Annotated in this window: 12 protein-coding genes; 3 read left to right on the forward strand and 9 right to left on the reverse strand. The window is 64.8% G+C overall.

Annotation, left to right across the window (positions count from 1 at the left end; genetic code table 11):
* Positions 1 to 252: 252 nt before the first annotated feature.
* From D0T21_RS29120 to D0T21_RS29130, 3 genes are read right to left on the reverse strand one after another with little or no spacing between them, the layout of a single operon-like run.
* Positions 253 to 1,332, reverse strand: a complete 1,080-nt coding sequence (locus tag D0T21_RS29120) for a LacI family DNA-binding transcriptional regulator (protein ID WP_116993327.1) — start codon at positions 1,330 to 1,332, stop codon at positions 253 to 255.
* 21 nt (positions 1,333 to 1,353) lie between these two features.
* Entirely contained in the window at positions 1,354 to 2,583 is a 1,230-nt protein-coding gene (locus tag D0T21_RS29125; RefSeq protein WP_116993326.1) for an acyl-CoA dehydrogenase family protein, read from the reverse strand.
* Between the two features lie 10 nt (positions 2,584 to 2,593).
* Positions 2,594 to 3,298 (reverse strand): histidine phosphatase family protein, encoded by a 705-nt coding sequence (locus D0T21_RS29130; protein ID WP_116993325.1) that lies wholly within the window; start codon positions 3,296 to 3,298, stop codon positions 2,594 to 2,596.
* 92 nt (positions 3,299 to 3,390) lie between these two features.
* Here D0T21_RS29130 and D0T21_RS29135 point away from each other — a divergent pair, with 92 nt between their 5' ends.
* Positions 3,391 to 4,299 (forward strand): LysR family transcriptional regulator, encoded by a 909-nt coding sequence (locus D0T21_RS29135; protein ID WP_116993324.1) that lies wholly within the window; start codon positions 3,391 to 3,393, stop codon positions 4,297 to 4,299.
* Here the strand turns inward: D0T21_RS29135 and D0T21_RS29140 are convergent.
* Genes D0T21_RS29140 through D0T21_RS29150 form a run of 3 tightly spaced genes read right to left on the reverse strand, consistent with a single transcriptional unit; the run spans position 4,296 to position 7,772 of the window.
* Entirely contained in the window at positions 4,296 to 4,895 is a 600-nt protein-coding gene (locus D0T21_RS29140; protein WP_116993323.1) for a membrane integrity-associated transporter subunit PqiC, read from the reverse strand. The genes D0T21_RS29135 and D0T21_RS29140 overlap by 4 nt on opposite strands.
* Complete coding sequence (locus tag D0T21_RS29145; protein ID WP_116993322.1) at positions 4,892 to 6,523, reverse strand: intermembrane transport protein PqiB; 1,632 nt, start codon at positions 6,521 to 6,523, stop codon at positions 4,892 to 4,894. The genes D0T21_RS29140 and D0T21_RS29145 overlap by 4 nt, the downstream gene beginning before the upstream one ends.
* Complete coding sequence (locus tag D0T21_RS29150) at positions 6,516 to 7,772, reverse strand: paraquat-inducible protein A (protein WP_116993321.1); 1,257 nt, start codon at positions 7,770 to 7,772, stop codon at positions 6,516 to 6,518. The genes D0T21_RS29145 and D0T21_RS29150 overlap by 8 nt, the downstream gene beginning before the upstream one ends.
* 87 nt (positions 7,773 to 7,859) lie before the next feature.
* Here D0T21_RS29150 and D0T21_RS29155 point away from each other — a divergent pair, with 87 nt between their 5' ends.
* Entirely contained in the window at positions 7,860 to 8,585 is a 726-nt protein-coding gene (locus tag D0T21_RS29155) for a hypothetical protein (protein ID WP_116993320.1), read from the forward strand.
* A gap of 2 nt (positions 8,586 to 8,587) precedes the next feature.
* Here D0T21_RS29155 and D0T21_RS29160 read toward each other — a convergent pair whose 3' ends face one another.
* From D0T21_RS29160 to D0T21_RS29170, 3 genes are read right to left on the reverse strand one after another with little or no spacing between them, the layout of a single operon-like run.
* Positions 8,588 to 9,031 (reverse strand): thioesterase family protein, encoded by a 444-nt coding sequence (locus D0T21_RS29160; RefSeq protein WP_116993319.1) that lies wholly within the window; start codon positions 9,029 to 9,031, stop codon positions 8,588 to 8,590.
* A gap of 1 nt (position 9,032) precedes the next feature.
* On the reverse strand, positions 9,033 to 10,265 hold the full coding sequence (locus tag D0T21_RS29165) for a M20/M25/M40 family metallo-hydrolase (RefSeq protein ID WP_116993318.1): 1,233 nt from the start codon (positions 10,263 to 10,265) through the stop codon (positions 9,033 to 9,035).
* A gap of 10 nt (positions 10,266 to 10,275) precedes the next feature.
* The gene (locus D0T21_RS29170; RefSeq protein WP_116993317.1) at positions 10,276 to 11,493 is read right to left on the reverse strand and encodes a urate hydroxylase PuuD; all 1,218 of its coding nucleotides are present in this window, start codon (positions 11,491 to 11,493) and stop codon (positions 10,276 to 10,278) included.
* Between the two features lie 118 nt (positions 11,494 to 11,611).
* Here D0T21_RS29170 and D0T21_RS29175 point away from each other — a divergent pair, with 118 nt between their 5' ends.
* Complete coding sequence (locus D0T21_RS29175) at positions 11,612 to 12,547, forward strand: LysR family transcriptional regulator (RefSeq protein WP_116993316.1); 936 nt, start codon at positions 11,612 to 11,614, stop codon at positions 12,545 to 12,547.
* Positions 12,548 to 12,581: the final 34 nt, after the last annotated feature.

Here is a 12,581-nt window from a genome sequence, read left to right on the forward strand (position 1 = left end):
TGACAGATAAAAACTGCTCTGCGTAATCCCATTCAGTTGTACGATGTGTAGGCGTTTAACAACAGCTTAGGCCACACCACCGAACTCCCGCGCCGTACCATTTCATCAGCTTAAACGGGGTCTCCCCTATGAAATGCCTCTGGTGCCAGTGTGATGGTACCGGTACCAGTTGTACGATGACTTAGGTTAGTCCGGTGGCCAGGAGATGTCAATAATTTTCAGAAATGGGGGCGAACCGATTTGTAACAGGCGTCAGGCGCTGTCGCGTTCGATGATGGAGAAGCCGATGTCGAGGATGCTGTCGCTCACTTCGCGTTCCTGCGAGCGTTCGATGATGAAGCGGGCGGCGGTGCTGCCGATGCGGGCGCCGTCGATGCGCACGGTGGTCAGCGCCGGCTGCAAATCGCGCGAGAAGCTCAGATCGCCCAGGCCGACCACGGCCAGCCGGTCCGGCACGGCGATGCCCTTGGCCTGGGCTTCGGTCAGCACGCCCAGCGCCACCATGTCCGAGCTGCAGAACAGCGCGTCGATGTCGGGATGGCGGGCCAGCAGTTCGCGCAGGCCGCTGCGGCCCAGGCCGACGTTGGTCGGCGCCGGCACCACCCAGCCCGGCACGGCGCTCTCGCCCGGCGCCGCCATGCCGAGGGCGATGGCGGTGTCGGAGAAGGCCTTCATGCGGCGCATCGCGCGCTGGTCGTTGGCGCTCAGCGTGGCGACGCGACGCTTGCCGCGCGCGTGCAGGTAGCGCGCCACCGCCTCCCCCACCTTTTCGTGGGAAAAGCCGATCAGCATGTCGATAGGATCGGGCGTCAGGTCCCAGGTCTCCACCACCGGGATGCCGCTGGTGAGCAGGCGCCGGCGGCCCTGCGGCGAGCGCATGATACCGGTCAGTATCACGCCGTCGGGACGGCGGCCGATGATGGCCTCCAGCAGTTCGTCCTCGCGCGAGTCTTCATAGCCCGACTGGCCCAGCATCAGCTGGTAGCCGGACGCCGCCAGCGACGCCGTCAGCGACTGCACCATCTCCAGGAACACGTTGCCGGAGATGGTGGGAACCACCGCCGCCACCAGGCGGCTCTTGCGCGAGGCCAGGCCGCCGGCCAGCATATTGGGCACGTAGCCGGTCTGTTCCACCGCTTCCCGCACCCGCAGCAGGATGGCGTCGGACACCGCGTTCGGCGTGTTCAGCGCGCGCGAGGCGGTGATCGGCGCCACGCCCGCCAGCTTGGCGACGTCGCGCAGCGTGGTGCCGCCGCTTTTGCGCCGGCTGCGGCGCGGCGGCGCTTCCGTCAACGGTGCTGCATTCGAGTTGTGGTCCGGGGCGTCATCCATGCGGCGATTCTAACACCGGCTTCAGTGGCTGCGCGGGGCCTTGTAGCGGGCCAGCTCCATCTTGCCGATCTGGCTGCGGTGCACTTCGTCCGGACCATCGGCCAGGCGCAGCGAACGCGCGCCGGCGTAGGCCGAGGCCAGGAAAGGATCGGCCATGCCGCCGCCACCCTGCACCTGGATCGCCCAGTCGATCACCTTGCAGGCCATCGCCGGCGCCGCCACCTTGATCATGGCGATCTCCTTGGCCGCGACCTTGTTGCCCACCGTGTCCATCATGTAGGCGGCGTTGAGCACCAGCAGGCGCGCCTGGTCGATCATGATGCGCGACTCGGCGATGCGCTCCAGCGTCACGCCCTGCTCCGCCACCGGCTTGCCGAAAGCGACGCGGCTCAAGCTGCGCCGGCACATCTGCTCCAGCGCGCGCTCGGCCAGGCCGATCAAACGCATGCAGTGGTGGATGCGGCCAGGCCCGAGGCGGCCCTGGGCGATTTCGAAACCGCGGCCCTCGCCCAGCAGCAGGTTGGAGGCCGGCACGCGGACGTTGTCGAACACGATTTCGGCGTGGCCGTGCGGCGCGTCGTCGAAGCCGAACACCGGCAGGTGGCGCAGCACGTTGACGCCCGGCGTATCGCGCGGCACCAGTATCATCGACTGCTGCACATGGCGGTTGGGGTTATCCGGATCGCTCTTGCCCATGAAGATGAAGACCTTGCAGCGCGGGTCGTTGCCGCCGGAGGACCACCACTTGCGACCGTTGATCACATACTCGTCGCCGGAACGCACGATGGAGCTGGCGATGTTGGTGGCGTCGGACGAGGCGACGTCCGGCTCGGTCATGCCGAAGCAGGAACGGATGCGGCCATCGAGCAGCGGCTCCAGCCACTCGCGCTGCTGCGCCTCGGTGCCGTAGCGGGTCAGCACTTCCATGTTGCCGGTGTCCGGCGCCGAGCAGTTGAACACTTCCGGCGCCCACACGGCGCGGCCCATGATCTCGCACAGCGGCGCGTATTCCAGGTTGGTCAGGCCGGCGCCGTGCTTGGAATCGGGCAGGAACAGATTCCACAAGCCCGCCGCGCGCGCCTTGAGCTTGAGTTCTTCCATCACCACGGTCGGCACCCAGGCGTCGCCGGCAACGCGGTTGGCGTCGATCTCGGCGTGGAAGCGCGCTTCGTTCGGATAGATATGCTCGTCCATAAAGGCCGTCAGCCTGGCCTGGAGTTGCTTTACTTTCGGGCTGTAGTCGAAATCCATGATGCGGTCCTTATCGGTAGGTGACGGCGCCGGGTTGTCCCAGCCATTCCAGGTGCGAGTAGTTGTTCAGGTAACTGAGTGTGAATTGACCGGGGCGTTGCAGCAGCTTGGTGACGGCGCAATTGGCCAATGTCCAACTGAGCTCCATCACCTGATAGTCCTGCAAGCCAAGCAGGTGCTGCATCAGCGTGGCGATCACGCCGCCGGAGGTGAACACGATGGTGGCCTGCTTGCTGCTGTCGGTATCGAGCCGTTCCAGCGCGCCCACGCAGCGGCGGCGGAATTCCGGCCAGGTCTCGCTGTAGTCGTCGTCATGCCAGCCGCTCATCCAGCGCTGCATGGCGGCGCGGAACAGATGCTCCAGCGCGCGCTGCGGCTCTTCGTGCTGCGCCAGCATCTGATGGAAGGCGACGGCGTCGTCCACTTCCGGACAATGGCGCCGCAGCACTTCGAGATGATCGAATTCGGCGAAGCCGGGATCGGTGATCCACTCGGTGTCGGCCAGCTGGGCTTTCGGCAGCTCGGCCAGGCAGGTATCGGCGGTCTGGCGATGACGCGCCATGCCGCCCACCACCACCCGCTGGAAGGACTGGCGACTGTTGGCATACCACTGCCCCAGCAAGCGCGCCTGCTCGTAGCCCAGCGTCGACAGCTGGTCGTAATTGGCGCTGCCGAACGAAGCCTGCCCGTGGCGCACCAGATAAATTTGTCCCATTTTCTTCCAGCTCCAGATCAAAACACGCACCAGCTTAACGTCCGGCCTATAATTCATCAAATGAATAGTTTTAATTGAGCCGAATAAATTTCATGCATATATCCAAGGTCGATCTCAACCTGTTCATCGTCTTCGAGGCGATCTACGCGGAAGGCAGCATCACCCGCGCCAGCCTGAAGATGAACCTGACCCAGCCCGCCATCAGCCACGCGCTGAACCGGCTGCGCCAGTTGTTCGACGATCCGCTGTTCGAACGCCAGGGCCACGTGATGGTGCCGACGCCACTGGCCCGTTCCATCATAGACCCGGTGCGGCAATCGCTGCGCGGCTTTGAAGTGACACTGAACGGCGCCGAGCGTTTCGACGCCACCACCAGCGAACGCACCTTCTCGCTGGCGCTGCGCGACGTGCTGGAGGCGAGCGTGCTGCCTCCGCTGATGGCGCGCGTGGCCAGCGATGCGCCGACGGTGGGTCTGAACACTTTGCAGGTGGGCCGGCGCGAACTGGAAAGCGAACTGGCGGCCGGCACGCTGGACGCCGCCATCGACATCCTGCTGCCGCTGTCGAACGACATCCGCCGCACCTTGCTGGCCACCGACCAAACGGTGGTGCTGGTGCGGCGCGATCATCCGCTGGTGCGCGGCGCGCTGGATCTGGACGCCTACCTGAAACTGGAGCACATCCAGACCAGCTCACGCCGGCGCGGACCGGGGCTGGAGGATTTTGAGTTGAGCCGCATGGGACTGCAGCGGCGCGTGCGGCTGCGCTGCCAGCACTACTTCGCCGCCTGCCGCGCGGTCAGCCAGACCGACCTGGCGCTGACGATGCCGGAGCGGCTGGCGCGCGTGGTCAACCAGCAGTTCGGCAACCAGATCCTGCCCTTCCCCCTGACGATGCCGTCGCTGGACATCTACCTGTACTGGCACGCCAACATCGACAACGACCCAGCCAGCGTATGGCTGCGTGAGCAAGTCAAGCAGGCCATGCTGACGGCCGGTTAGCAGCCGGCGTTGGCGCCGGAGGCCAGTGCACGGACGGCCTTGGAGATATCGGCGGCGATGCGGGTGACGGCGCGGCGGTGGCCGGCCACCAGCGCGTCGTAGCCACCGCCGACCGTTTCGTTGGCGACGCTGTGGCAGGTCAGCACCTTGCTGCTGCCGACCAGGCGCACGCTCCACACCGCGTCGATCAGCGCATACTGTCCGGGCGCGGATTCAAAGCGCTGCACGTTGGTGCTGATGCGGTAGATCGGCGCACCGTCCGCCGTCGGCGTGCGGAACACATCCACCGTTCCCAACTCGCCGGTGATCGCCAGCGATAGCGCCTGGCCGATCTCCGACGCCGGCATCGCCGACCAGCGCTCGTGCTCCAGCAAGTCGATACGCCCTGCCTCCGTGCTGACCACTAGCTGATAGCGCGCTACCTGCTGCGGCACCGTCACCGCCGGCAGCTCGATGTAGTAGCCCGCCGGCTTGGCGGCGGACGACGGCACGCCCATGCCGTTACTCAGGCTGTAGAAGTGCTCGGGCGGCGCGGCGGCGCAGCCGGCCAGCAGCATCGCGGCCGCCATGGCCAGCGCGGATGAATAGCGCATCATTTAGGTTCTCCCTTGTTGTCCTGCTTGTTCGTCTTCCCGCGCAATAGCGACTCGGGATGACGCTCCAGATAATCCGACAACGCATTCAACGATTGCAGCGTTTGCGTCAGCTGCTGCAAGGCCTCGCGCAGGTCGGACTGCACCGGCGAATCCTTCTGCAGCAGCTGGTTGGCCTCGCCGAAGGTCTTGCGGGCAGCGCCCAGCGTGTCCTTCATCTCCGGCACCACCTGCGCATCGAGCTGCTTGAACAGCACATTGGCGCTCTTCAGCGTGTCGCGCAGGTTGTTGCCGATCTCGCCGAACGGTACCTGATCGAGCTTGCGCGCGATGCTGGCGATCTGCGTTTGCAGCTCGTCCAGGCTGTTCGGCACCGTCGGCACCTCCAGCGGATACTGCGCCACGTCCAGACTCACCTTCGGCGCGTTCGGGAAGAAGTCCAGCGCCACATACAGCTGGCCGGTCAACAGGTTCCCGGTGCGCAGCTGGCCGCGCAGGCCGCGCGCCACCATGCGCTCCAGCACCACCGGACCGGCGTTGCGATCCTGGTCGCTGGAGACGGACTGCTGGAAGCTGCGGCCCAGGCGCGCTGGGTACATGTCCACCGTCACCGGCATGCGGAAGTTCTTCTTCACCGGATCGAATTCCACGCCGACCGAGCGCACCTCGCCCAGCACGATGCCGCGGAAGTCCACCGGCGCACCCGGCGACAGGCCGCGCAGCGACTGGTCGAAGTACAGCACCGTGGTAATCGGCACGCCATCGGGCTCACGCAAGGCGTTGGCCTGGTCGGAGGCCAGCGGGAAGTCGGTGCCTGCCGCCGCCTGCTGGTCCGGCTTCTGGCCGTTCATGGTCTCGAACGCGATACCGCCCACCAGCAAGGCCGCCAGCGACTGTGTGTTGACCTTGAAGCCGTTCGAATCGAGCCGCACATCGACACCGCTGGCATGCCACCAGCGCGTGTTCTTGCCGACGTACTGGTCGTACGGCGCGCTGACGAACACCGTCATTTTCACGCCGCGCCCTTTCTCGTCCAGATCGAAGCCGACCACCTGCCCCACCTGGATGCGGCGGTAGAAGATCGGCGAGCCGACGTCGATGGAGCCGAGGCTCTCGCCATGCAGCGTGAACTTGCTGCCCTTGTCGTCGCCGGCCACCTGCGGCGGTTTTTCCAGGCCGGTGAACTCCTCCTTGACCTCCTGCGACTTACCGGCGTCAACGCCGATGTAGGCACCCGACAGCAAGGTACTCAGGCCGGAAACGCCGCTCGCGCCGACGCGCGGCCGCACCACCCAGAACCGGGTATCGGCGGCGGTGAAGCGCTTGGCCTCCTTGCTCATGTCGATCAGCACCAACACCTTGGACAGATCGCGCGACAGCGTGATCGTCCGCACCAGGCCGATGTCCACGTCCTTGTATTTGACCTTGGTCTTGCCCGGCTCCAGCCCATCGGCGCTGCGGAAGCTCACCGTCACCGTCGGCCCCTGGTCCATCACCGACTTGGCCACCAGCGCCAGGCCGATCAAGGCGGCCAGCAAAGGGATCAGCCACACCAGCGAAGGCAGCCAGCGATTGGCCCTCTCCACTCTCGGCTCGGGCAGCGGCGGCGCGCCGCTTTCGTTTTCAGGCATGGTTCTCTCCATTTGAATCGATTGGGTCCCAGATCAGGCGCGGGTCGAACTGCATCGACGCCAGCATCGTCAGCACCACCACCGCGCAAAACGCCAGCGCACCGGGACCTGCGGTGATCACGGCCAGCGACTGGAAGCGCACCAGCGCCACCGTCAGGGTAATCACAAAAATATCGAGCATCGACCAGCGGCCGACAAACTCCACGATCCGGTACAGCATCGTGCGCTGCAAGGGGCGCCAGCGCGAGCGCCGCTGCGCCGTCAGCGCCAGCAGCGACAACGCCGCCAGCTTCAGCACCGGCACCACGATGCTGGCGATGAAGATGATCGCCGCCAGCGCCGGCGAGCCGCTGGTCCAGAAGTAGACCACGCCGCTGATGATGGTGTCATCCTCTTTGCCGAACAGCGAGTGCGTGTACATCACCGGCAGCAGGTTGGCGGGGATGTAGAGGATGGTGGCTGCCAGCAGGAAGGCCCAGGTACGGCCTACGCTGTCGGGGCGGCGCCGGTGCAGCACGGCGCCGCAGCGCGCGCAATGCTGATGCGCGGCCGGCTGGTCCTGCGCCACCAGGCCGCAGCTATGGCAAGCGGCCAGGCGGGTGTGCGGCGTGTAGCGGAACTCCGCCTGCGCCGGACGGCGCGGCCCCGGCAGGTGCTCGCCGATATTCCACAACATCTGCGGATCGAAAGAGGTGACGATCGCCAGCATCAGCGTCAGCGCGCCAAAGGCGAACAGGCCCGGTTGCACCACCACCTGCGCCAGGCTGGTCATCTTGACGATGGTGATCAGGATGCCGATCATCAGCACCTCGGTCATGCCCCAGCGCCGCGCGGCGCCGACGGCGCGCAGCAGGTGATCGAAACCAGGCGGCCGCACGCCGGCGCGCAACGCCAGCGTCACGTACAGCAGCGCGCCCAGTTCCACCGCCGGCAACAGCACCGTGAACAGGAACACGATCACCGCCACCAGCTGCATCTGCTCCGTCCACAGCACGCGTATCGCGCCGAGCAAGGTGGCGCTGGACGAGTAGCCGCCCACTTCCAGTTCAACGATGGGGCAAAACTGGGCGATCAGGTAGGTGAAGATGGCGCACAAGGTGATGGCCGCCATGCGGTTGACGTCCGAATGGATGCCGCGATAGAGGATGGAACGGCAGCGCACGCAGCGCGCTTTCTCGCGCGGCAGCACCGGGCGCCGCTTGTGCAGCACGCCGCAATCGTGACAGCTGATCAAATCGTATCGATGCACGGGCTGGCTGGTTGGACAATAATGACCATATCATACGACAATCCGTTAAAATCGCGCCGCCCCACCCATCCGCTATAAAATGCCACCATGTCCCGCCGCCAGCTCAACATCCTGATCGCCGCAACGCTGGCCGTTGCCGGTTGCGCGCACGCGCAAGCCGGGAAGGATCTGGTGTTCGGCACTTCGCACGACGAGAATTCTCCGCACTTCCTGTACGCCAGCGCCTATCTTGAGCAGTTGTGCGCCGAGAGCGGACAACGCTGCACGCTGCGCAGCCTGCCCGGCCTGCGCGCCGAAGCGATGTTGGCCTCGGGCGCCCTTGCCGGCGAAATGGGCCGCATCAAGGGCTACATCCTGCGGCATCCAGACTACGTGCGGCTCGACGATCCCTTCGTCGTCTCGCACACGCGCATCTTCACACTGGCGAGCAAGGACATCACCAGCTGGGAATCGCTGGCGAAAAACGTCAAGACGGTCAGCTACAAGCGCGGTATCTTTTTGTACCAGCAGCGGCTGGAAGCGCTGCGGCCGGCGATACTGCCACATGAGGTTCAAAGCGAAGCGGCCTGTTTGCAGATGGTGCTGGCCGGCCGCGACGACGCCTGCGTATTCGACGACGGCGGCATCAGCGCCGACGCCAGGTCGATGCTGGCGCAGGGCCACAGCAGCGTCTCGGTGGAGGACCTGCCACTGTATATCTACCTTGGGAAAAGCCAGGCGGCGCTGGCGCCGTCGCTGTCCGACGCCGCCAGGCGCCTGGCGGCGCGCGGCTTGCCGGCGCAGCTGCACCGGAAGTTCTACGAGGCCAAATAGCCTTACTTGATGCTGGTGTTGAGTTCCTGGAAGTCCGCCGTCTTGCCCAGCGACTGCCAGGTGGCCAGCAGGTTGGCCGGCGGCGCAATCAGCTTGCGCGCCGCCAGATCGAGCCAGCCGCCGGTGCTGGTCACGCGCGCGGCCAGCTTGCCGTCGGCGCGGATGATGTCGGTGCTGAGCGACCAGCGGCTCCCGTCTTCGGCCAGGCCGGCCACGCCCAGCGTGACGGTGATCTCTTCCAGCAGCATGACTTCCTTGAAGTAGGCGATTTCGTCCTTCATCACCACCGGGCCGATTTTCAGGCGCATGAATTCACTCATCGGGAAGCCGTTCTCAGACAGGAACAGCATGCGCACATCGCCCGCCTTGTCCAGGAAGGCCGTATTGCGCATATGGCTGTTGAAGTCCATATCGCCCCAGCCGGCCATCATCTTCTTTTCAAACATTTTAAGCTCCAAGGAAATCCAATAGCGTGCATGCTACCACCTTGGTCGCCTTGCGCAGGTCTTCCAGCAGCAGGCGCTCGTCGGCCTTCTTGGCGTTGGACTCGGGCACGGAGCGCGGGCCGGCACCGTACAGCACCGCCGGGATGCCCTGTTCGCCGTACAGGCGGGCGTCCGCATACAGCGGCGTGCCTTGCGCGGGGATCTTCTCGCCGATGAAGGTTTGCGCGTTCTGCTGCAAGCTCGCCACCAGTTTCTCGGTGCCCGGCTGTTCGCGCAGCGCGTGCGACAGCAGCAGGCGCTTGATCTCGATGCGGATGCCGGGCTGGCCTTCGACCGCTTTCTCGATCAGCGCACGCACCTGCGCTTCCACCGCCACTGGATCTTCTTCGGGAATCATGCGGCGGTCCATCTTCATCACGACCTTGCCCGGCACCACGTTGGTATTGGTGCCGCCGTCGATGCGGCCCACCAGCATGGTCGGCGAGTCGATGCCGGGGATTTTCGATTTGACCTTTTTCAGTTCCGGCAGCTGGTCGTAGATCGCGTTCAGGATGCGGGTTGCCGCTTGCAGCGCGTCGTGGCCGGTCTCCGGCATCGCGCCGTGGCCGGACTTGCCGTGCACCGTGATCTCCAGTTGCAGGCAGGCGTTGTGCGCGGTGACGATGTTGTAGCTGAAGCCCGCCGCGATGACGAAGTCCGGCTTGGTCAGCTTCTGCTCCAGCAGCCAGCCGGGTCCCAGCAGGCCGCCGAATTCCTCGTCGTACGTGAAGTGCAGTTCCAGCCCGCCCTTCAACGGTACACCCAGCGCCTCCAGCGCGCGCGTGGCGAAGATGTAGGTGGCGAAGTCGCACTTGGAGACAGCTGCGGCGCGGCCGTAGATGTAGCCGTTTTCCACCACGCCGCCATACGGCGGATAGGTCCAGTTATCGCCCGGCGGCACCACGTCGCCGTGGGCGTTGAGCGCCACGGTCGGTCCACCGGCCTGGTACGGGCGGCGCACGATCAGGTTGGTGATGGTCTCCATGCCGTAGTCCTGCACCACTTGCGCCGGCACCGCGTGCTTCTCGGCGGTCCAGCCGTAGGCCTTGACCAGGTCTGCCACCATGTCCGCATGCGGCGCGTTGTTGCCGGGCGGGGTATCGGTCGGCACGCGCAGCAACTGCTGCAGCACGCCGACTTCCTCATCGAAGTGCGCGTCGATCCATTGAGCCAGTTGTTCTTTGTTTGTCGTCATCGCTGTTCTCTCACTTGGCGCCGGATTCGAACCAGGTCGCGATCTGCGCCCGTTCGGCATCGGTCATATTGGTCAGGTTCGCAAGCGGCATGGCTTTCAGCTGGACCGATTGCTTGTAGATTTTTTCCGCGTTCTGGTGCACCTGTTCGGCGCTGTCGAGCATGACGCCGGCGGGCGCCGTCGCAAAGCCGGGCTGCGAGGGATGGGCCGAGTGGCAAGCCACGCAGCGTTGATCGATAACGCCCTTCACCTTGGCAAATTGCGCCGCAGGGTCGGCCGCCGCAGCCACCGCCACAGGACGCGCCGGCGCGATCGCCACCGCCACGCCGACCAGCAGCGCCACGCCGATGGCCGGATAGCGCCACTCCACGCGGCCCTTGTGGCGCAGGTTGAAGAAGTGGCGGATGAAAACGCCGGCCGCCATGATGAAGGCCAGCACCAACCACGCGCGGTCGTTCCGGTAAGTCATCGCATAGTGGTTGCTGATCATGATGAACAGCACCGGCAGCGTGAAGTAGTTATTGTGGACGCTGCGCTGCTTGGCCTTCTGGCCATGGATCGGATCGGGCAGGCGGCCGGCCGACATGGCCTCCACCATCTTGCGCTGGCCCGGAATAATCAGCATCAGCACATTGCCGACCATGATGGTGCCGATCAGCGCACCGACGTGGATGTAGGCGGCACGGCCGCTCAGCACATGCGTGAGGCCATACGCGGCGCCGACGATCAGCGCGAACACCACCACGCCGAACCACAGGTCGCGCTGTCCCAGCGGCGAACGGCACAGCAGGTCGTACACGGTCCAGCCGACGACCAGCGTGCCCACGCCGATGCCGATCGCCTGCCAGCTGCCGATATCGGCCACCGATTTATCGATCATCATCGCCTGGGCGTTGAAGTAGTAGGCGATGGTCAGCAGCGCGATGCCGGACAGCCAGGTGGAATAAGCTTCCCATTTAAACCAGTGCAGGTCCTTCGGCAGTTCGGCCGGCGCCACCAGGTATTTTTGCGGGTTGTAGAAACCGCCGCCGTGCACCGCCCACAGTTCGCCGGACACGCCCTTCTTCGCGAGTTCCGAGCCGGGAGCCGGCGGGCGGATCGAATTATCCAGCCAGACGAAGTAGAACGAAGCGCCGATCCAGGCGATGCCGGTGATGATGTGCAGCCAGCGCACGATCAGGTTTAGCCACTCAAGGCCGTACGGGATCAGATAGGCGTATAAATCCATGGGAGCTTTCTGGGTAAAGAGTGTGGCTAATTTACAGAAGATAAACGGAATTGACGCCGACCACATGAACATTAGAGTATATTAAACATATCCGATTCCGTATAACAGAAATACTCCCATGGCCGCCCTGCCGCAACACCTGGATCTGCACCTGATCCGCATACTCTACCTGCTGCTGGTTGAGAAAAACGTCTCACGCGTCGCCCTCAAACTGAATCAGCCGCAGCCCTCGATCTCCGCCTCGCTGCGCAAGCTGCGAGAGCTGACGGGCGACCCATTGCTGGTACGCGGCGCGCGCGGCATGGTGCCGACCCAGCACGGCGAAAGCCTGCTGATCCCGGCCAAGCGCATCCTCGACGAGACCGAGAACCTGTTTCTGAAAAAGTCGCCCTTCGTGCCGCAGGAAGAAGCGCGCATCTTCCACATCGCCGCGCCAGATTATCTGGACAGCCAGTTCCTGCCCAACCTGGTGGCGCTGCTGCGGCGCGGCTCTCCCAACAGCCGCGTGAAGATCCACGGCCTGGGTCCCGGCGTTGACTACGTGCGCCTGCTGTCGGACGGTGACATGGACCTGGTCATCGCCAACTGGGACGAACCGCCCGAGCACCTGCACATGTCCAAGCTGTTCGAGGACCCGATCATCGCCGTCATGCGCTCCGACTGCCCGTACGCGCTGCGCACCGGCAGCGAGGACATGACGATCAACGACTACCTGTCCCTGCCCCACGTGGCGCCGACGCAGATCCTGCCCGGCTACCACGGCGTCATCGACGACTTCCTGGAGCGCCAGGGCATGCAGCGCAACGTCGCGGTGGAATCGGCCTACTTCGGCCTGATCCCGTACATGCTGACGCAGACAGACCTGGTGCTGACCACCGGCCGTCAGTTCGTGCGCTACTACGAGCGCAACATGCCGCTGAAGACCTTCACGGTGCCGGTCAAGTTCCCGTCGATGCGCTTCTACCAGCTGTGGCACGAACGCGTGCACCAGGCGCCGGAGCACAAGTGGTTGCGCGAGCAGGTCGCCACGGCGGCCAAGGCGCTGGGCAAATAATAAACCGTAGCGGATACCGCATATAACTGCACGG

Source organism: Duganella sp. BJB476 (genome assembly GCF_003416895.1).
Lineage (GTDB): Bacteria > Pseudomonadota > Gammaproteobacteria > Burkholderiales > Burkholderiaceae_D > Rugamonas.

Excerpts from the sequence above, each read along its gene's own strand:
- D0T21_RS29120 (WP_116993327.1), bottom strand. The coding sequence starts at position 1,332 with ATGGATGACGCCCCGGACCACAACTCGAATGCAGCACCGTTGACGGAA.
- D0T21_RS29125 (WP_116993326.1), bottom strand. The coding sequence starts at position 2,583 with ATGGATTTCGACTACAGCCCGAAAGTAAAGCAACTCCAGGCCAGGCTG.
- D0T21_RS29130 (WP_116993325.1), bottom strand. The coding sequence starts at position 3,298 with ATGGGACAAATTTATCTGGTGCGCCACGGGCAGGCTTCGTTCGGCAGC.
- D0T21_RS29135 (WP_116993324.1), top strand. The coding sequence starts at position 3,391 with ATGCATATATCCAAGGTCGATCTCAACCTGTTCATCGTCTTCGAGGCG.
- D0T21_RS29140 (WP_116993323.1), bottom strand. The coding sequence starts at position 4,895 with ATGATGCGCTATTCATCCGCGCTGGCCATGGCGGCCGCGATGCTGCTG.
- D0T21_RS29145 (WP_116993322.1), bottom strand. The coding sequence starts at position 6,523 with ATGCCTGAAAACGAAAGCGGCGCGCCGCCGCTGCCCGAGCCGAGAGTG.
- D0T21_RS29155 (WP_116993320.1), top strand. The coding sequence starts at position 7,860 with ATGTCCCGCCGCCAGCTCAACATCCTGATCGCCGCAACGCTGGCCGTT.
- D0T21_RS29160 (WP_116993319.1), bottom strand. The coding sequence starts at position 9,031 with ATGTTTGAAAAGAAGATGATGGCCGGCTGGGGCGATATGGACTTCAAC.
- D0T21_RS29165 (WP_116993318.1), bottom strand. The coding sequence starts at position 10,265 with ATGACGACAAACAAAGAACAACTGGCTCAATGGATCGACGCGCACTTC.
- D0T21_RS29170 (WP_116993317.1), bottom strand. The coding sequence starts at position 11,493 with ATGGATTTATACGCCTATCTGATCCCGTACGGCCTTGAGTGGCTAAAC.
- D0T21_RS29175 (WP_116993316.1), top strand. The coding sequence starts at position 11,612 with ATGGCCGCCCTGCCGCAACACCTGGATCTGCACCTGATCCGCATACTC.